Annotated in this window: 17 protein-coding genes; 1 reads left to right on the plus strand and 16 read right to left on the minus strand. The window is 58.9% G+C overall.

What is annotated here, in order from left to right:
* Window positions 1-107 precede the first annotated feature (107 nt).
* From PMI07_RS15210 to PMI07_RS15265, 12 genes are all read right to left on the minus strand, one after another.
* The gene (locus PMI07_RS15210; RefSeq protein ID WP_007766308.1) at window positions 108-1553 is read right to left on the minus strand and encodes an aldehyde dehydrogenase; all 1446 of its coding nucleotides are present in this window, start codon (window positions 1551-1553) and stop codon (window positions 108-110) included.
* A gap of 13 nt (window positions 1554-1566) precedes the next feature.
* The gene (locus PMI07_RS15215; RefSeq protein ID WP_007766310.1) at window positions 1567-2415 is read right to left on the minus strand and encodes a fumarylacetoacetate hydrolase family protein; all 849 of its coding nucleotides are present in this window, start codon (window positions 2413-2415) and stop codon (window positions 1567-1569) included.
* A gap of 1 nt (window position 2416) precedes the next feature.
* A complete protein-coding gene (locus PMI07_RS15220; RefSeq protein ID WP_024163835.1) occupies window positions 2417-3319 on the minus strand; it encodes an acetoacetate decarboxylase family protein in 903 nt (300 codons plus the stop codon).
* 37 nt (window positions 3320-3356) lie between these two features.
* The gene (locus tag PMI07_RS15225) at window positions 3357-4511 is read right to left on the minus strand and encodes an MFS transporter (RefSeq protein ID WP_024163836.1); all 1155 of its coding nucleotides are present in this window, start codon (window positions 4509-4511) and stop codon (window positions 3357-3359) included.
* Complete coding sequence (locus PMI07_RS15230; RefSeq protein WP_007771937.1) at window positions 4489-6045, minus strand: bifunctional 3-(3-hydroxy-phenyl)propionate/3-hydroxycinnamic acid hydroxylase; 1557 nt, start codon at window positions 6043-6045, stop codon at window positions 4489-4491. Before PMI07_RS15230 ends, PMI07_RS15225 begins: the two co-directional genes overlap by 23 nt.
* A 61-nt stretch (window positions 6046-6106) precedes the next feature.
* Window positions 6107-6922, minus strand: coding sequence for a VOC family protein (locus tag PMI07_RS15235; protein ID WP_245277148.1), 816 nt, complete (start codon window positions 6920-6922; stop codon window positions 6107-6109).
* Between the two features lie 297 nt (window positions 6923-7219).
* Window positions 7220-7828, minus strand: coding sequence for a glutathione transferase GstA (gene gstA, locus PMI07_RS15240; RefSeq protein ID WP_007771940.1), 609 nt, complete (start codon window positions 7826-7828; stop codon window positions 7220-7222).
* A 35-nt stretch (window positions 7829-7863) separates the two neighbouring features.
* Window positions 7864-8271, minus strand: coding sequence for a nuclear transport factor 2 family protein (locus PMI07_RS15245; RefSeq protein WP_007771942.1), 408 nt, complete (start codon window positions 8269-8271; stop codon window positions 7864-7866).
* Between the two features lie 31 nt (window positions 8272-8302).
* Window positions 8303-9628, minus strand: a complete 1326-nt coding sequence (locus PMI07_RS15250) for a carbohydrate porin (protein WP_245277149.1) — start codon at window positions 9626-9628, stop codon at window positions 8303-8305.
* An 80-nt stretch (window positions 9629-9708) separates the two neighbouring features.
* A complete protein-coding gene (locus tag PMI07_RS15255; protein ID WP_245277150.1) occupies window positions 9709-11016 on the minus strand; it encodes an MFS transporter in 1308 nt (435 codons plus the stop codon).
* Window positions 11017-11089: 73 nt separating this feature from the next.
* Complete coding sequence (locus PMI07_RS15260; protein ID WP_245277166.1) at window positions 11090-12385, minus strand: acyl-CoA dehydrogenase family protein; 1296 nt, start codon at window positions 12383-12385, stop codon at window positions 11090-11092.
* Window positions 12386-12401: 16 nt separating this feature from the next.
* A complete protein-coding gene (locus tag PMI07_RS15265) occupies window positions 12402-12980 on the minus strand; it encodes a flavin reductase family protein (RefSeq protein WP_007771955.1) in 579 nt (192 codons plus the stop codon).
* A 275-nt stretch (window positions 12981-13255) separates the two neighbouring features.
* Between PMI07_RS15265 and PMI07_RS15270 the strand changes: the two genes are divergently transcribed.
* Window positions 13256-13669, plus strand: coding sequence for a MarR family transcriptional regulator (locus PMI07_RS15270; protein ID WP_245277167.1), 414 nt, complete (start codon window positions 13256-13258; stop codon window positions 13667-13669).
* 374 nt (window positions 13670-14043) lie between these two features.
* Here PMI07_RS15270 and PMI07_RS15275 read toward each other — a convergent pair whose 3' ends face one another.
* The 4 genes from PMI07_RS15275 to PMI07_RS15290 form a co-directional block, all read right to left on the minus strand.
* A complete protein-coding gene (locus PMI07_RS15275) occupies window positions 14044-15939 on the minus strand; it encodes a sugar phosphate isomerase/epimerase and 4-hydroxyphenylpyruvate domain-containing protein (RefSeq protein WP_024163837.1) in 1896 nt (631 codons plus the stop codon).
* Between the two features lie 143 nt (window positions 15940-16082).
* Window positions 16083-16910 (minus strand): transporter substrate-binding domain-containing protein, encoded by an 828-nt coding sequence (locus tag PMI07_RS15280; protein WP_007769621.1) that lies wholly within the window; start codon window positions 16908-16910, stop codon window positions 16083-16085.
* A 190-nt stretch (window positions 16911-17100) separates the two neighbouring features.
* Window positions 17101-17985, minus strand: a complete 885-nt coding sequence (locus PMI07_RS15285) for an intradiol ring-cleavage dioxygenase (protein ID WP_024163838.1) — start codon at window positions 17983-17985, stop codon at window positions 17101-17103.
* A 23-nt stretch (window positions 17986-18008) separates the two neighbouring features.
* A complete protein-coding gene (locus PMI07_RS15290; RefSeq protein WP_037086360.1) occupies window positions 18009-19070 on the minus strand; it encodes a maleylacetate reductase in 1062 nt (353 codons plus the stop codon).
* Between the last annotated feature and the right edge of the window lie 12 nt (window positions 19071-19082).

The raw sequence follows: 19082 nt of genomic DNA on the forward strand, positions 1-19082 counted from the left end.
TTACGATCCCGATACTGTTGGACAGCTCGGCAGGTGGTGTTCCCGATCCCTAGCATCGTCTTCGGAAGTTCCTCTACCCGTGCACTAGGTAGCCGTGTCATGCAGCGCTAAAAGGGAAATCGTTGCTTAGCGTCTTCAATCGTCAACCACCGCAAATCCGTGAACTCGGCGATTGCTGCCTTACCGCCAAAACGTCCCCATCCCGACGAATTCACCCCACCGAATGGCATCTGGGGTTCATCGGCGACGGTGGGGCCATTAATGTGGCAAATCCCCGACTTGACGCGGGCGGCCAACTTGAGCGCCTTCGTGACATTCTGGGTGTAGATCGACGCTGAAAGACCGTATTCCGTGTCGTTGGCTACTTCGACCGCCTCTTCGGCATCTTCCACCCGGATCACCGGTTTGACCGGACCAAACGATTCCTCGCGGTAGATGCGCATGTCGGCAGTGACGTTATCGATAACCGTTGCCTCCACCACCGTGCCATTTCGTCGGCCCCCTGCCAGAATTGTTGCGCCTTTCGAGACGGCGTCGGAAATGATCTCGTCCATCTTCTCTGCCGCTTCCGGACTGACCAACGCTCCCAAAACATTGGCACCGGTAGGATCGCCAGCGGGCAATTTCGCAGCTTTCTCTGCAAGCGCGCTGACAAATCGATCAGCGATGTTCTTCGTCACAATGATCCGCTCGGTGGACATGCAGATCTGGCCCATGTTCAAGTAGGCGCCGAAAACGGCCCCATTCACAGCACCTTCCACATCCGCATCATCCAGCACGATGAAAGGAGCTTTACCGCCCAATTCCAGAAGGCTGGGCTTCAACTCCTCGGCGCAGAGCTTTGCGACAATCCGACCGACTTTCGTCGAGCCGGTGAAATTCACTCTTTTCACCTCAGGTGCCCGAACAAGCGCCTCGACGACATCGCTGGCGTCCTCCGGTGCGTTGGTGATCACGTTAATGACGCCCGGCGGCAGCCCGGCGTCATTCAAAACTTTACCAATCATCACATGGGTCGCGGGGCACATTTCCGAGGCCTTCAGTATCACCGGGTTGCCGCATGCAAGCGGCATCGCCAATGCTCGCGTTCCTAAGATCACTGCGGCATTCCAAGGTGCAATGCCCAGGCAGACACCGGCCGGCTGACGAACGGCCAAAGCCAGGGAGTCCGGTTTATCCGTAGGAATGACTTCGCCGGAAATCTGCGTAGTCATAGAAGCCGCCTCGCGCAACATCTTGGCGGCAACCACTACATTGAAGCCCGCCCATCCACTCGTTGCGCCCGTTTCGGCAATCGTCAGGGCAACGAAATCCTTGATGCGTGCCTCCATCAGATCGGCGGCTTTCAAAAGCAGCTTGCGCCGCTCGTGGGGTCCGGTTGCGGCCCAGTCCGTAAACGCAGAGTGAGCCGCAGCCACCGCTCTCAACGCATCTTCGATCGACGCGGCAGCCACCGTGGAGGCAACTTCGTTGTTATAGGGATTTATACGGCTAAAGGTCCTGTTTCCCTTGGCCGCGGCGCTTCTACCAGAGATCAGAAGTTCGGCGTTCATCATTATGTCCTCCTTATTCCGAGATAAACCGATTTTCGATTGCGCCAAGGGCGTCGATCTCAATCCGGACGATATCGCCTGGCTTCATGAATGTTTCGGTCGCAATTCCCACGTTCGACGGCGTTCCGGTGACGATGATATCGCCCGGTTCGAGGGTCATCACAGTCGAGAGATATGCGATCTGAACCCAGATGTTGTAAATCATGTCGCCGGTCGACGTCCGCTGCCGCTCCTCTCCGTTCAGCGAAAGCGTCAATGTCAGATCATGCGGATCAACAATCTCGTCATCGGTCGTGATCCACGGCCCGATCGGGCCGTGCGTATCGAAGCTCTTGCCCAGCGTGTAGGTGGGCGAGCGGAACTGCCAGTCGCGGGCGGTCACATCATTGGCCACGAAATAGCCCGCGATAACGGAACGCGCATCTTCATGGCTGACATGCCGGCACCGCGTGCCGATGATGAAGCCCAGTTCGGCCTCATAGTCGACCTTTTCCGACACCTTTGGAATGACCACGTCGTCGAAGGGGCCGTTGATACACGACACCTGCTTGTTAAACCAGAGCTGCGACTTGGGCATCGGTATACCGGCGGCGGCGGCCTCCTCGGCATGCGCCTTATAGTTCATGCCGATGGCCAGGAACTTGCGCGGATCGTCGATTGGCGCCAGCAGTCGAACATCAGATAGCGGAACGCGTGGCGCATCGGCCTTTTCAATGGCCGGCCGCAATTCATGCAGCCGATCGATCAGATGTCGCATCGAGCCATTTAGACCCGGCGCCACCGCGCTCAGGTCGATGACGTGATCACCGTCCACTCGGCCGAGCCGCGTTTCTCCTTCGACTGCAAATCTGGCGAGTTTCATGTCATTCTCCTGTTTGCCCGGCGGGTTCGACCGGCCGGATGCTGTTCACCGACACACCGATGCCGGGGCCTGAGAAAGCGACCATCTCGGTCCTGACGATCTCAAGGCATGGAAGGTCGGCAATCGTATTGACGATATGGAAGGTCGTTGGGAGTTGCTCGAAAGTGGCACGATGCCAGTTGAAGCTGCCCTTGGCCTTCCACCGTTTGAAATCGTAACCTTCGAAGCTGATGGCATCGGGCCGCCCCTCACCCGGTCGTGGCGCCGGCGTTGTGACGTAGGCGATGTCCGCGCCTGCTCCCTTCCGCGGGTTTGTACGGGGCACGTACTTATAATACATGGCTGCTCCGCCGCCGGAACCCGGCAGGCTCGGCGGTGCATCTTCCTCGACCATGTCGGCGAGCGCGATGTCGAAGAATTTGAAACCAAACCAGGACGTCTCGCAGGACGCCTTTCCCTTCTGGTGATCCCAGGCAATTTCTGGCATGTCGCAGAAGAGCTTCGGGAAGCCCATTTCGTCGCGGCCGGTCAGGATCGCCTCGGGCTGCCCCTCCCAGATTACTGGGCAGAAAGACCCGTCGAGTGTCTCAGTCTTGCCCTGATAGGTCACCGGAAAATCAAGCGACAAAATGCCGTAGCCGCGGCCGGCGAGCCAGTAGAGGTTCTTGAACCAGGCGCAGGAAACGCTGAGGAGAGGCTCGCCGCGCAGGCTCATGCCAGGTGGCAGCAGCGCCTTCAGCTTGTCGGCGTCTGTGCGGTAGGTGATCGCCATCCATTCCGCATTCATGGTGCCGGTTTCATCCAGCGACCACATGCCGCCACCGGGCTTTTGACGCGGGCCTACCGCCGGCCCGAAGACGACAGGCATTCGGTAGCGATGGTCTGGGTTCGGTGTGAAGCCCATGAGTTGATCTCCGTTGAAGTGTTGAGGCAGCGAAATGTCACGTCGCGCGGGATTGTCGGATCGGACGCGTGGACTGATGCGCTCGCGCGAACAGGGTCACCGTCACGCAGGCGACCATTGCAGCCGTCAGGCCGATAGCCTGGTAGCCAACCACGTCCGAGAGAACGCCGCCCAGCAGCGGTGCGACCGCCGAGCCCGACATCGTCATCGCTGGCGTGGCGGCTGCAGCCCGAGCAGAAGGGTCTGCCTTGGCGAGAAAGCCAAACAGGAAAGTGTGGGTGAAGATCATGATCGCAGCGAAGAAGAGCGAAGAAAGCGCATAGAGCAGGAGATCGCTCGGGACGGTGATCATAACGGAGAGAAGAGCCTGTACGATCGCACCGGCGATGCCGACCTTAAGCGGCGGCAGCCGCCCCTGAAAAGCGGCGGCTATCAGCGCGGGGAACATGTTGACGATCCCGATTGAGAGGAGGACCAGTTGCACCTCGCGCGCTCCATAGCCCCTCGCCATGCCAATCCTCTCCACGTAGGAAAAGGTCAGCGCCTGCACGAGGTTCATCAGCATCACCCCAAAGATTACCAGCCAGACAACGGAGGGGATGCGAGCGGCCGCATGAGCGGGCGTGCCCGCCTCCGCCCGTTCCTTGGGGAAGAAAGCCGATGTCACGCATGCTGCCGCTGCCATGATCGCGGCAAGGATCACGAAGAGCTTGGCCGGATCTGTGTGGGCGATGACCACCGGGGCCGTACCCAGGAATACCAGCGCGAACACACCGAAACCGGCGGAGCCGATCGCAAAGATGCGCAAAGGATTGGCTGTCCGTCCCATGGTCCCATGCGTCGTCGACAGCGCCATTCCCGTGGCAGTACCGGCAAGTGCGTGCAGGATGAAGAAGGTGCCAAAATCCGGCTGGAGTTGTGACATCGCGAAAAGGCAGATGGCGCTGGCGCCATAGCCGGCCGGTGCCAGCATATGACCGGGCACCTTGTGAAACACGCGCGCCACCACGAGGCTCGCCAGCACGATGCCGAGCAGGAAGGCCGTTACCAGGCCGCCGGCATGCGTGTTTCCGAGCCCGAAGCCGCCGGACAGCGCCCCCACCCAGACGGGCAGGGCGGCAAGATCGATCATTCCGGCGATATGACCGAATACCAGCGCGATAGTTGCGCTATGCGACTTCATTGAAGACATATTCAGGTCCTCCCATCAGATCTTCAAAGGCACCAAGCAGAGCTTCGAGATCATCGGCATTGGCTGCGGAGCCGAAGGAGTAGAAATCCGGGCGGGCCAGATAGGCAACGGCGCCGCGGCTTTCAAGCCACTGCGAAAGACGTCCGCTGATGTCGCGCCAAGCGCCCTCGCCTAGGATGACCTGCCGAATCCCTAGCCTCTCCAGCCGTACGCCATCAACAGCCTGGCGCGTTACCAGCACAAAATTCCGACCAGCCAGATTGTCGAGCCGTAAGATGATGCCGTCATGCTCCAGGTCGTCATGCGGCAGGAGTTCGCCCGCAGCGCCGATCATCTTTCCACCAGCGTCACGGGCTATAATGCCGCCCGACAGCGAAGGAAAAACCGGCGGAGGAGGAATGTCGCCGGCAAAGAAAGCCTCGTCCCTATAGCGAGCCGCCTCCGGATCGAGCGCGCAGATCAACTGTCCCATCGCCATCGAGATCCTGATCACCGCATCCACATGGGGAGAACGCTCGACCTCGTAGCTGTCGAGCAGTGTTTCGGCGGCAGAGCCGTCGAGAACTCGGTTGAGCTTCCATCCGAGATTCCAGGCATCACGCAGGCCGGCGCACATACCCTGCCCCATGAACGGCGGCATGAGATGGGCGGCGTCTCCGGCGATCAGCATCCGGCCCTTTCGCCAGCCGCAGGTGAGAAGCGAACGAAAGCGATAGCTCGCGCTTCGGATGAGCTCGCCGTCAGCAGGTGACAGCCAGGGTGCGAGAAGTTCCCAAACCTTGTCGGCACCGCACATCTCCGCGGGATCCTCTTCAGGACGCAACATGAATTCCCAACGCCTGTTGCGCATCCCGCTCGGCACGATCGTGGTCGGGCGCTCGGGGTTGCACCATTGGGCGGCATCGGGGATGCACAACTTTTCGGGATCGCTCGGCCTGACATCAACCACCAGCCAAGCCTCGTCAAAGCCATGATCGATGATCGGAACATTCATGAGCCGCCGTACGAGGCTATTAGCGCCGTCGCAGCCAACCAGATAGCGTCCGATCAGCGGGCTCGTCTGTGAATGATCGATGGTGAGATTTTGCTCATCGAAGCGGGCTATTTCAATCTCAACGTGATTGCCGCTGTCACGCGCAGCGACGGCTTCCATGCCAAGATAGTACGAGATTCCGTCCCGACGCCTGAGATCCTCGTGAAGGATCTGCTCTAGCTCTGGCTGATTGAACGTATATCCCGTCGGGCCGCCGGAGATCGATTCCCTGGTCTCGTCGATGTCAATCAGGACTTTCCAGTCGGCATTGTACCAAACATAGTGCCCCATCTCCCGGGAAATGGCTGCGACCTCGCTAGCGATACCGAGAGCATGGAAGATGCGCTTTATCTCGTGGTCGTATCCAATCGCCCGTGGCAGCGGATAGGCTTCCGGCCAGCGTTCCACTACCGCTACTGTGTGCCCACCATCGATAAGCTGCCGAGCGAGTATCTTTCCCGCGGGTCCATAGCCGACAATAATGACATCGTATTCCGTCATGACTTTTCCTCCCCCTTCAACCGACAACAACCGAACAGCGACCCTTCCCCGACGCCGGCGATCAGAAGTCCGGATCGAATGCTATGCCCGGACGCAGGAAGCCAGGTGTAGGAGGCGTGCCCCACAGATTGAGCCAGCGGCCGGCCAGTCCTTCGGAAATGTCCCAGGTCCGTGGCTCATAGGTTGCATCGTTGTCGATGCGGTCGAGCTCGATGGAATTTTCGACCAGGCAGCCATGCGGGTCAGCATAGTAGGTGAATATGTTTCCGCCGGCGCCGTGCCGGCCGGGTCCCCAGACCAGAGCCCTGTCCTTGAGAGTCAGATTGTCGGCGATTGCCGCGAGATCCTCGAGCGAGTGGAGGTCGAAGGCGTAGTGGTGCAGCCCGCTCTCGCCCGGCCCCATGGCTATCGTGTGGTGGAACCCGTCCTCGGCTCGGTACCAACGCAAGCCATCTTCCTCCGTCTGGTCCGAGAGCTTCATGCCGAGAACTTTCACGCAGAACTCACCGAAGGCTTGGGTATCCGGCGCGAAAGCGTTGATGTGCTCAATACGGCGGGGGCGCGCTCCGGGCGTCGAATAATTGTAGCGGCGTGGCTGATTGCGGGCGATCGGGGTGTGGATCTCGAAGATTGCGCCACCAGGAGCGACGATGCGCACGGCTTTGTCGTAGTGCTTTCCGAGCGGCTTATCGTCCAGCACGGTGAGACCGTCCGATAGAGCGCGCCGCTTCACTTCGTCCACGGCCTCAGGGCTGACGGCCTCCAACCCGCATGCGACCGCCTTGCCCTCGCCCTTAACGTAAGTGACCTCATGATGCCGGTCATTGCTTGAAAGATGGACCGCGTCCTCGTCTTGTTCGGTGATGCGAAGGCCCACGACGTCGCATATATCCTTTGCCGCCCCGAGGGGGTCGGGTGAGGAGATAACGACATGCCCCATTTGTCGAATTAAGTAAGTCACTTCAAATCCTTCCTTCGAATGAATGCTTCCTCTGCCCAACTTCCCGCTCCTTTCTCAGGCCGCAGAAACCTTCTCCCCGCACGTCGCTGTGCGAAGGTGAGCTTGTCGGAGATGTTTTCGAAACATGCGGCTTGATCCGCAGGCGACCGGATGTTCGATGCCCGGAAGATTGTCAGGCGTCAGCTCGTCGTTCTGCGGCGACTGGCGCGCTACTCAGTGGGCCGGTAGCACCCTCACCACCTTCTGAACCGACGGGCGCTCGCCAACTCGTTGAAGATAGGCGCTGATCCGTGGCCAAGCCGACAGATCGAGCTCGGCCATTTTTGCCCAGCCCAGCACAACGTAAGCATAAGCGTCGGCGATCGTGAATGTATCGCCGGCAAGATATGCGTTTTCTGCGAGACGGGCCTCGATCACTCCAAAGACCCGAGGCAGCAACGTCGACTTGATCAGTTCGCGATACTCAGCCGGCGTGTTTGGCCGGTTCAGCGGCGAGAAGGTCTTGTGTAGTTCGGTGGCGATATAGTTCGTCCACTCGAGCACGCGGTAGCGGGCGAAATCGCCGGGTGGCGGCAGCAGCCCGGACGCCGGCGCCTGATCTGCAACGTACTGCATGATCACCGCGCCTTCCGTGAGGATCTGCCCGTCCTCAAGGACGAGTGCCGGAACCTGACCCTTGGGATTGACAGCAAGATAGCTCGTCCCGTCCTGGAGACTCTTGGTCCGCAGATCGACATCCTGAAGGTCAATCATGATCGCTGCCTCTTCCAGAACGATCCGCGATGCGGTCGAGCAGGTTCCGGGAACCTGGTAAAGCTTCATGTGTTTGTACTCCTATCGTTACTTTGTGTTCGATATCAGTGCTTGGGCGGTGCTATCTTGTTGACGCTACTCCAGTGTTCGGAAAGTTTGTCGCCGTTAATGCGAAAGGCATCAAAGACGAAATAGTCGTAGGTCTTGCCGCTGCCGTCCGGCTCCGGCTGAGGCAGATAGGCGGCGACCACCACCAAGTCCCCCTCAGCGATGATGAAGGCTGGAGGAATGCGCATTTCCTTCGGCTCGGGAACCGGCCCGTTCGGAAAAACAGTTTTTACGAAACCTTCGAGCCCGGATAGACCACTCGGAATGTGTTCGCAGTGCTGGCGATAGTCCTGGGTCACAAAATCCTTCACCGCATCAGGGTTTTGGCCGTCGAATACCCGGCGGTAGAAATCTCGAACGAGGCGTTTATTGCGCTCCAACTGTTCTTTGTTTTCCTCTTCCATGTCCCTATCCCTATTGACGTACGCTAACGGACTATGGCCGGCGCAACGGCGAGAGACCGAGGCCTCCGCTGATGTCGAAGGCAAGGGTCGCGTAGAACACGAAACCGTCCTTCTGCCGGCCGGTGGAGAAATCCCCGAGCACCGAAGTGTTGGGGTTGATCATGTAGGCAGCGCCGATGTCGAGGATGCCATGCTCGAACAGCCCGACGCTTCCATGAACGTCGAACATGAACGTATCCCGCGGCTGTTTATCATCGATGCCCGAAAAGAATAGTCGCGCATTTCTCTCGTATTCAGCGCGTTTCTCGCTAAGCCCGATATAGTGGACGGACGCACCGATTGTGGCGAGCGGGTTCTCTGACCAGAAGCCCGAATATTCAATGCCGGCAAAAGCTTCCCATGGGTAGGCCTGGCCGTCGCCGAAAGTATGGAACAACCCACCATAGAGCGCGACGTTCTCCGGAACGGGTCCGGTACCGGGAGCGCTCCAGATCACCTTGCGGACCTGGCCGTAGACGCCGGCCGTGCCTTCGTGCTCGATGACCGTCGGCGTTGGACCGAAGGTGGGGTTACCCCAACCGGAGTTGTAGAGAGCGTCCTCGTATCGTGAGGAACGGTAGTAGGCGCCGACCTCGAACTTCAACGGATTGGGATTGTCGAAGAACGACTCCTTGTGAGTGAGGTTTGCGATTGCAATAGCGCCTTCAGCATCACCTTTGCCCCAATTCCAACCGGATCCCTCCTGCCAGTTGTCCGGATTGTCCTCGACGATCCCGAAGCCGATCGCTGTATGTGTGTTGAATTTGTAGGCTGCTCGCGCACCCCAGACAGCCAACGATTCTCCCGGCATGTTCAGCGTGATTGCAAGCGTTGAGTTCAAACATCCTAATCCACCGCAGAATCCGCGCGTCATGAAGTCTTGGGCCAATCCCATTCGACCTGCCTCCACCCGAAGCCGATCATCCAGGAAATCCGCTTCGACCGTCAGTCGCGTCAGATCGGTGCGCGTGTCGACAACCGGGACCGGAAAGAATGCGTTCGACAGATCGAACAAGTAGTTGTCGACGTTGTAGGATGGGAAGTTGATTGTCTCCACCCATTTGACCCTTAGGTCAGGTGTCAGGTTCCCCGTGGCACCGAAGATAAACATGCCATAATTCGCAGAAGATCCTCCTTCGAAGCCAAAGGATGGCGCGGTTTGGTAGATGTTCACATAGTCAAGATTGATATCGATACCGTTGTTATGAAGCCACTTACCGGTTGTCGATAAGGGGCCGACGAATACGGGTTCTTGAATGCCGCCGATCGGATTGATTGGCGGAACAGCGATTGCGAGACCGTCGTCTGCAGGCGCCATGGTCGCAGTCATAAGAACAATAGGTATGACGTAGCTCAACCGAATTCGCATTTTCCCCTCCCATACGTGAAAAACATGTCTCATTGGCCGGCCTCTTCCCCGAGCCGGTTTTCATTGGTGCTTGCAGATCCAGGAGGCGAGGCGAGCAAAATGGCGAGTGAAGCAAATGCGCAGAGCCCGATAATGATGTTGAACATCAGGTCATATGATCCCATTTGGTCGAAGATCGCTCCGGCGCCGGCCGCTCCCGATGCGGCGCATAACGTGGAAGCCGGCATCATCGATCCGAACATTGACGGGAAGGATTCCCTGCCGAAGTAATTGCCGAGCAGTGCCATTAAGCAGACCTGTGAGGCCCCGTATCCAATCCCGGCAGGCACCGCATACATCCAAATCCCGGCAAACCCCTGCGGATGGATCAGCAGGAAGAAGCCAGCCGCGACGAGCGCCATGCCAGCAGCAGCGATGACTGCAGGAGATATGCGGTCTCCCAGAACTCCTGCAGTCATATTGCCGATGAACGACGCGACAATGGTGATCGCCATAGCAATTGCGGTATCGGTGGATGTGTAGCCGATGTCCTGAAGATGGACGACGCCGTGCGCCATCAGGAAAACCCAAGCCACGCCGGCAACGCTCATATAAGCAAGAATGAGCCAGTAGGCTCTGGTTCTCGCAGCTTCCTTCAGGGACCAGCGAACCTGGCTTTTGAAAACATGCGTCTCGCCCAACGACTCGATGCCCGTTGGGTTTTGCGTCACAAGACGTTCAACTTGACGTTCGTTCAGCGCCAGGCGAGCTGTCAGCAGGGCTATGCCGGCGAGACCAGCGATCACCCACCATCCCAAACGCCAGTTGTTATCCGATACAGCCAGCAAGCGGTCGAGCGCCGGCGGCGATAGAAAGCCTCCGAACTCGATCGCCGACAGCACGACCGAAACGGCAAGGGCACGCCGAACGTGAAACCACCTTGCAATGGCTGCCTGGGCAGGCAGCATGCCTGCGACACATACGCCAGTCCCGACGACGATGCCGAAGGCAACAACATATTGCCAACCCGTATTGACAAGCGTCGCCATGGCGACTGCGCCCACCAGAAGGACGCCACAGCCAAAGGTGACGGTCCGCTGATATCCGCATTTCTCCATCAAGATTGCCACGACCGGCCCCTGAAAGCCCATCATCATCACAAACATGCCGAAACCCAGGCCGAATACCGAGCGATCTAAATTAAGATCCGCGATCATTTGAGCATTGATGACCGAAATGCCCGCACTGGGCACCGCCACGACCAGCAGCACAACCAGCCACAGTGCGCCTAGAACCCTCCAGCCGTCCGAGCTATACTCAAAACCCCGTGCTGCCGTCGGTCCGCTGACGGTGTGCACCCTCACTCCCTGTTCCAAAGTCTCTCCTCCCTGTGGAATGCTCGCGCGGCCTCCTACCGCACGGGCGCAAAATTCAAACGGCCGGCGCTGGCTGCGACCGGTCGGGCAGACCGCCCGCAAACATCGGGAAGGGCGCAATTCCCATGAGTTGGCGCCCGAAGATTTCTGCTGTCGGATCAAGACGCACGGCGCCATGGAGCAGCGCTACGCGCACGTCGCGGGCAAATCGCTGCACGGGGTTGCTCTCGTTGGCGGTCGCCGAACCGATACTGAGTTGGAGCGTGCCTAGCACGCCATCGAGCGAGTTGGTGGCGTGGACGGCCTCCATCATCATCGACTGTTCCTGCTCATGCGATATATCTATCCCTTCGATCGCATGACGGTCGAGCGTGTCGGCGGTGCGATAAGCAACCGCTTCAGCCATCTTGATCATCGCATAGGCCTTAGCCGCACAAACCTGGGTGGATGTCATTTCGGCCACGCTCGGATAGGGTAGATTGAAAGGCCGCTGCTTTTTCGCCATGTCGATGTAACATTCGAGTGCTCCGCGCGCCATTCCAAGCACGATGGCCATGTGTGTCAGATTGGTCAGAAGCATTAAGCCGCGGGCGTCGAACTGGCTGGCAAGGCCGCTGTAGCGTCGGCGCGTTTCGTCCATGCGCATCGGAAATTCGCGCATATCCATGAAGCGGCGGTCGGGCACGAACTGCTCTTCCTTAACGGTCAGGCTGTTCGACGATGTCGCCTTCATCCCCATGACGCGCCAGTTGTCAATGATCTCCATTTGCTCGGCATTCAGGATAGCCATTGCCCGGCCCATTTCACCCGGCGCACATTCATAGTCGACGCCGACGGCGATCCATTTTGCGTGCTTGCAACCGCTGCCGAAGTGCCATGAACCACTGACCATCCAGCCTCCTTCGACGGGGCGGGCGGAGCCGACCTTGGTGGCGAAGATTGAGGCGCCGGCGGCAAGCGGGCCGACCCAGCTCTGTCCACAGTCAAAGATTTCCTGAACCGCATCGTCCGGAAAGGAGATAATGTTCCGCAAGCCACCCGCAACGAACACCATCCAGCCTGCGGCGCCGTCGCCGCGTCCGATCTCACTGACAATCTCTACAACGTCACGCGCTCCAAGCGCATAACCGCCGAAATCCGTCGGCAGCGTTAGACGAAACGCGCCGATGTCGTTGAGCGCTTGCAGGCTTTCGCGCGTCAAAGCACCGAGCTTTTCGCCCTCCAACGCATTCTTGCGCAGCAGCGGAACCAGCTCAGCCGCCTTCCTGCGAATGTCTCTGCCAATTTTGGTGGAACAGGGAGATTCCAAACCCTTCTGTTCCACGGGGTGCGCGAGTGCTTGCATGGTCATGTTCACGATCAATTCCTTATTCTACATAGCGCCTGTCGCTGCCGGAGCGGTCAGCGACAGGCAGGCACGAATGAAAGCCTCGGCGAAACCAGGCTACCGGCCCCCCACAGTCATCTCCAACCGATGCCGAAAGGACCCGGCCGATGAGGAGCTGATGGTCTCCGGCTATCTGCGCGCTATCGAGCACGCATTCGATCGAGGTGTGAAAGCCCGCAAGAAGCGGAACGCCATTCCGAGAGAGCTTGCAAGAAACGTCCTTGAACTTGGACGTCGAGCCGGAGGCAAATCGCAGCGCGAGGTCGCGGTTCGCCTCCGAAACGAAATGGACAGCGAAGTGTTGGAATCCCAATATGGCGGCCAACGTCTTCGAAGTTTGCGCAAGACCCAAAGCGACTAGTGGAGGATCGAAGGACAGGGAATTGAAGGAGCTCACCGTTGCGCCGGCAAACTCGTTGTCAGCGGCGATGCTCGTCACAACTACGACGCCGGACGGCAATTGTCCGAAGGCTGCTTTCAGCGTCTCCTTGCTGGGATAATCCTCAAAGCTCTGAAAGTATGGCGGATCACCTGCGAGCGCACATGGTTCTGATATCATCGCTGCCTCCCTTTTGATTTAGATGTATCTTAGTGCTAAAATATATCCTGTCAAGCTCACCGATCGCGAAGTCTCACCGGCAGGTTTGCAGGTGATGAGCAATTTGCGCGCGGTGCTCGGCTTTGCTAGGACTGGATGAGCTTCGGAGATTTTATCTTAAGATGTTTGATACAAACGAACGGCCTATTTCTCAGACCCAAAAGGTCTTCGACGACCTTGTGCGGCAGTGGGAAACTGATTTTCCGGGTGAGGACAGTGCACCGATTGCGATAGCCATGAGGATACGGCATTTGTACCAATTGGACCAGGAATCTCTCCAAGCGATCCTTGTACCCTTTGGTATCGGAGTTGGGGACATCGACGTTCTCACTCACCTCGCTCAGCGCCCGGAGACTCGTCCCCTGCGGCCGAGCGATCTGGCGAGCCTTTGTATGGTGACAACTGGCGCCATTACTGGACGGCTAACCAAACTGGAGGAGCGGTCTTACCTCACGCGGGTACCGCATCCTTCTGACAAACGAACGATATATGTCGAAATCACGGAGTCTGGTCGGGAGCTCTTAAACCGAACCAGAGCGGAAGTGGCCAGGGCTTCGCATCTCCTACTCGGGATTCGTGCCCTAGATAATGCTGAGCGACAAAACCTAGTCAAAACACTAACCAAGTTGATCTCCGTCCTGCCATCTTGAGAGTCGGACGGCAACCGAGGTGCTGCAGGCTCTGAAAACGTCATCAACTGAACGAAGCTTTCAACTGCAAGACTGACGCTTGTCCCGACCCCTGAATTTTTGTCGTGAGGTCAACAGTTTGACCTTTGAATTGCAAAGTGAACGAACTGTCGAGCTGTGCAGCAGCGCTCGCCTTTGCGACGGGCGCGGGCGGAAACTCATCGCCGCTCCGCGCTTCGACTGCAGGTGCACATTGGCCGCCTTGAAGGGATATGAACCATCGACTATAGCGGCAGTCTCGCCTTAACTTGAAGGGGTTGACGCGGTCGAAATGCGGTAGTCATCACGCCGCGTTCAACCAATAGACTCTGTGATATGCAATTGGCGCGAATGCCTCACACCCTCGGCATGCCTTCGGGCCGAAGCGCCTTCTTCAGCGCCGCGATGCGGAAGATGGCGTTCGGGGCGCCGTAGCCGCGATAGCCGCGCCGTTCGACGATCTCGAAGAAGAAACCTTCGCCATAGGTCATGCTGTAGAGCTGGAAATATTCGCCGTGTTCGTCGCGGTCATAGAGAATGTTCTCTTCCTTCAGCCGCTCCGAAAGTTCCGCATCGAGGCCGAAACGGGCTTCGACGTCGCCGTAGTAGTTGGGTGAGATCTGTAGCGGCTTGAAGCCGTTCTTTCGCAGCGCCGCGGCGGTCGCAAAGATGTCGTCGGTGTGGAAGGCGAGATGCTGGACGCCGGACCCGAATTTTTCGGCGATGAAATGCCCCGCCAGCGTGCGGCGGTTCTCGGCGCCGTTCAGCGTGATCCGCAACGTGCCGGAGGCGTTTTCGACCACCTGGCTGCGCACCACGCCCGCCGGATCGATGATATCGACCATCGGCGTCTTCTGCATTTCGAAGATCGAGGTGTAGAACAGCAGCCAGGTCAGCATTTCCTCGTAGGCGACCGTCTGGGCGATATGGTCGACATGCTGAAGATGCGCCGGCGTCACCTCGGCTTCGCCCTCTTCGCTCACGGACTGAAAGTCAATCTCGGAAAAGCGGCCGAGATTGCTCTTGTCGTCGATCAGGTAGACGAGCCCGCCGCCGACGCCACGGATCGCCGGTATCTCCACTTCGCCCGCGGCCACCTGCTGCCGGAACGGCTCAGCCCCGAGCGCCACCGCCCGTTCGAACGCCTGCCCCGCGTCCTCGACGACCAGAGCCATGGCATAGGCCGAGGTGCCGTGGACGGCAAACGAGGCGTTGGTAAACCCCTTCTCGTCGGTGTTGACCAGGAGACGGATATCGCCCTGGCTGTAGAGACTGACCTTCTTCGTCCTGTGCACCGCCGTCTTGCGGAAACCGAGCGTTCGCAGGATCGCAGCCAGATCGGCCGCGTCCTTCTCGTCGGAGGAGAACTCCACGAAACCGACCCCTTTGACCGCCGCGCGGTCCGGCATGTCGCGGACCGTCAGGCCCGATGCATTCGGGCTGCGGCGCACCTGGTCGCCGAGATAGATGAGCGAGCGATAGCCGTCATCGGCAATCGCCCGGCTTGATCCGCCGCGGAACTGGTCGTTGAAAATCTCCAGCGAGAAATAACCGTCGTAACCGGTCTCGGCGATTGCGGTGGTAAACGCAGTCACCGGCAGATCGCCCTCGCCCGGCATGTTGCGGAAATGCCGTGACCAGTAGAGCAGGTCCATGTCGATCAGCGGCGCATCGGCGAGCTGGACGATGAAGATCTTGTCCTTGGGGATGGAGCGGATCGAATTGATGTCGATCTTCTTCGACAGCGTGTGAAAGCTGTCGAGGATGAGACCGATATTCGGGTGGTCGGCACGCCGCACGATCTCCCAGGCATCGCGGTGGTCGCTGATATGCCGGCCCCAGGCGAGCGCCTCATAGCCTACTCTCAACCCGCGTTTGGCAGCCCGTTCCCCGAGCTCGTGGAAATCGGCCGCCGCCCGGTCGATGCCGCCAAGCGAGACCGGCGAGACGTTGGAGCAGACGAGAACGAGGTCGGTGCCGAGTTCCTGCATGACGTCGAACTTGCGCTCGGCGCGATCGAAGGTGCGGCCCCGATGCGTGGCGGGCATGCCCTCGAAATCGCGGAACGGCTGGAACAGGGTGATCTCCAGCCCATGATCGCGGACCATCTTTCCGACATCGGCAGGGCTGCCGTCGAAGGCGAGGAAATCGTTCTCGAAGATCTCCACCCCATCGAAACCGGCCCTGGCAATCGCCTCAAGCTTCTCGGGCAGCTCCCCGCTGATCGAAACCGTGGCTATCGACGTCTTCATCTTCTATTCCTGCGCCCGTAAGCTCAATCGAAATTCGGTTTCACAAGGCCAATATCCTGGGCGAGCGCCAATCCTTCGTCACGCGCCCCGCCTGCCTTTGTCCATGGCAGGCGGGGTAATTCCGGCCTGAGGGGTGATCCGCCTTAAAGCGGGTCACCGACCTTGAATGTGCGTTCGAACTTGTAGGCCGAGTCGGCCCCCAGCCATTTCGTATAAAGCTTCTCTGCCTTTCCGGAGGCTTCCAAGTGGCTGAGGAAGGTGTTCAGGTAATCTCGAAAGGCAGTCTCGCCTTTCCTGACGATGAAGCCGCAAGACTGCGTCGTGATTGGCTCCGAGACAATCTCGGTCGGGCGCGCATTGTCGCCGGCACGCATCTGCAGAACCCGCAAAGAGGAAAAGCGTCCTGCGATACCGACAACCTTCCCCTGCTGCATGGCCACGAAGGCCGCCGGCTGTTCCTCGAAAGCAATGATCGAAGCATTGGGCAACTTCACTTTTGTCAGCGCTTCCAGGAAATTGCCCTTGTTCATCCCCAGCCGCTTGCCGTCCAGCTCGGAAAGCTTGGTCACACCGGCATCCTTGGAGACCAGGAAACCGAAGTTTTCGCGAAGATACGAATTGCTGAATTCAATCTGCTGGGCGCGTTCGGGACTGTAGGAAATCAGCGCGGCGAGCATATCGACGCGGCCCTGCATCAGCTCCGGAATTCGCGCCTCCGAAGACGTGACCTTTAGCTCTGCCTTGACGCCCAGGCTTTCGGCCACCATGCGGCAGAGATCCACCTCGTAGCCTTCGACCTCCTTGGTCTGCGCATTGATGTAACCGTAAGGCTGGCTCGTTCCAAGAACGCCGCAGATCAGGCTGCCGCGCGCCTTGATGTCGTCGAGCGTGGTCGCGGAACTGGAATGAGCAGCGCCTCCAGCTGCAAAGACCGTGGCGATCGCCAATACCAGATGCTTGAATTTTAACATGCCTCTCTCCCTCAACTACCGGCTGACCTTGCGCAGCTGAGCCTACGGGCTCAGCCTTTCGCTTGAAAATACTGCAAAAACAACTTCCTCCTCCAGGAAATTATTCACCGTGAAACTACAGCAATATCATCACATTTTCCAGAACAATATCGTGATCAGGAGAAAATACTTATGAAACAAATGAAACAATCTAAGAGTTCGCGCGAGCGAGGACGAAATCGAACTCGACGTCCCAAAACCAGCTCTTGAACCCCAGCTGCGCGGCCTGCGCCGGGTCCTCGTTGCGCTTGAAATTCGCAAGCAGGCTTTCCTTGACGCCGAAGACGGCGTCGGACTCGATATATGGATCGTCCGGATCGAATATGTGCGTAGTCAGGCTTTGGAACCCGTCCGCCTTGATAATGAAATGGAGATGGGCCGGCCGGTATGGATGGCGGCCTAGCCGCTTCAGGAGCTTGCCGACGGTTCCGTCGTCCGGAATCGGATAATATTTGGGCTTCACGGCGAGAAACCGGTACCGTCCATCCTCGCCTGTGCGAAACATGCCGCGCAGGTTGAATTCCGGCTGCAGGCCTTGCTGCTGGACGTCATAGAAGCCCTCGTCATTAGCTTGCCAGACATCGAGCAGGGCGTTGGCAACAGGATTTCCGGCCGTATCGCGAATCTGGCCATGGATGAGCATATCCTCGCCCTTCTGGTCGAGACAGATATTGGCGCCCATCGGTCGTTCCGGAACCTCCGCCACATGGAATGGGCCGAGGACGGTGCTTTCCGACGCGCCGGAGGGCTTGCGGTTGTTGATCGCATCAACCAGCATGGAAACCCCGAGCACATCGGAAAGCAGAATAAACTCCTGTCGCCATTCGTTGCAGAGCTGCCCTGTCTGAGTCAGGAACTGGATCGCCTCGAACCACTCCGCCTGGCTGGGCTCGATTTCCTTGACCATTTCATGCAGCTTGCGAGTAATGACCTCGAGGATGAACTTGAGACGCTGATCGGCCGTTTCCGCATTGCGGGCAATGACAACCTCGACGGAGTTTTCTTCCGTGAAATAGCCTTTTCCAATCGACTGCATGTGTTCCTCCTCGAGTCTTCCGTTCAGCCTTCCGGCGTCAGGCCGGCCCAGGCTCGCCGCAGCATCGCCCGAATGGCCTGGCGATCGAGAGGCCGCGGATTTGCATAGGGATTTTGCGTCGCCAGCTCGGCAGCGCGGTCGAGATCACCCTCGGTCAGTCCGAGATCTCTGAGCGCGATGGGCGCGCCGAGGCCGCGTGAAAAATCCTGAAGCCCGCGCCCCAGCGGTTTGCCGAAAATCGCCGCAGCAGGCGCCAGCAGTTCGGGCACCACGGCAGCATTGAAGCCGATCGTATGCGGCAGCATGACTGAATGGGTTTCCGCATGGGGCAAGTTGAAGCTGCCACCGAGCGTGTGGCAGATCTTGTGATGGAGCGACATTCCAACCTGCCCGAGCACGCTGCCGCACAGCCAGGCGCCGCAGAGCGCTATCGTTCGCGCGGCGCGATCGGCGGGATCGGCGACGATCTTCGGAAGCGCCTCGGCGAATTTGCGCATGCCTTCGACGGCAATGATCGAGGACACCGGGTTGCGGTCCGGGGCATAAAGCCCCTCCGCCGCGTGGGCGATGGCGTTCAGCCCGCTCGTCACGCTGACGGAGACGGGCAGGCCCAGCGTCAACTCGGGATCGTAGATGACGACTTCCGGCAACACCTTGTCGCTGCGCAACGTGGTCTTCAGCCCGTTCTCCGTCTGGCCGAGCATGGACGTCACTTCCGAGCCGGCATAGGTCGTCGGAATAACGATCTGCAGCAGGTCGGTGCGATAGGCGATCGCTTTGCCGAGCCCGATAGTCGAGCCGCCGCCATAGGCAACGAGGCAATCGGCGCCAATCTGCCTGGCATAATGCAGGGCGGCCTCCGTCACCGGCACGGGCGTGTGCATGACGGCGCCGGAAAACTGGCCAGCCGCAAATCCACCCAGCCGATCTGTAAACAGGCCCGCCCGGATTTTCTGACCGGCGGTGGAAAGCACCAGCGCCCGACGGCAGCCGAGCTTCACCATGCAATCCGACAGTTTCTCGCTGGAGTGGCTGCCGAAGATGATTTCCGCCGGACTGCTGCGATAGACGAAATCCATGGCCACCTCTCTCGATCG

This window comes from Rhizobium sp. CF080 (assembly GCF_000282095.2).
Classification (GTDB): domain Bacteria; phylum Pseudomonadota; class Alphaproteobacteria; order Rhizobiales; family Rhizobiaceae; genus Neorhizobium.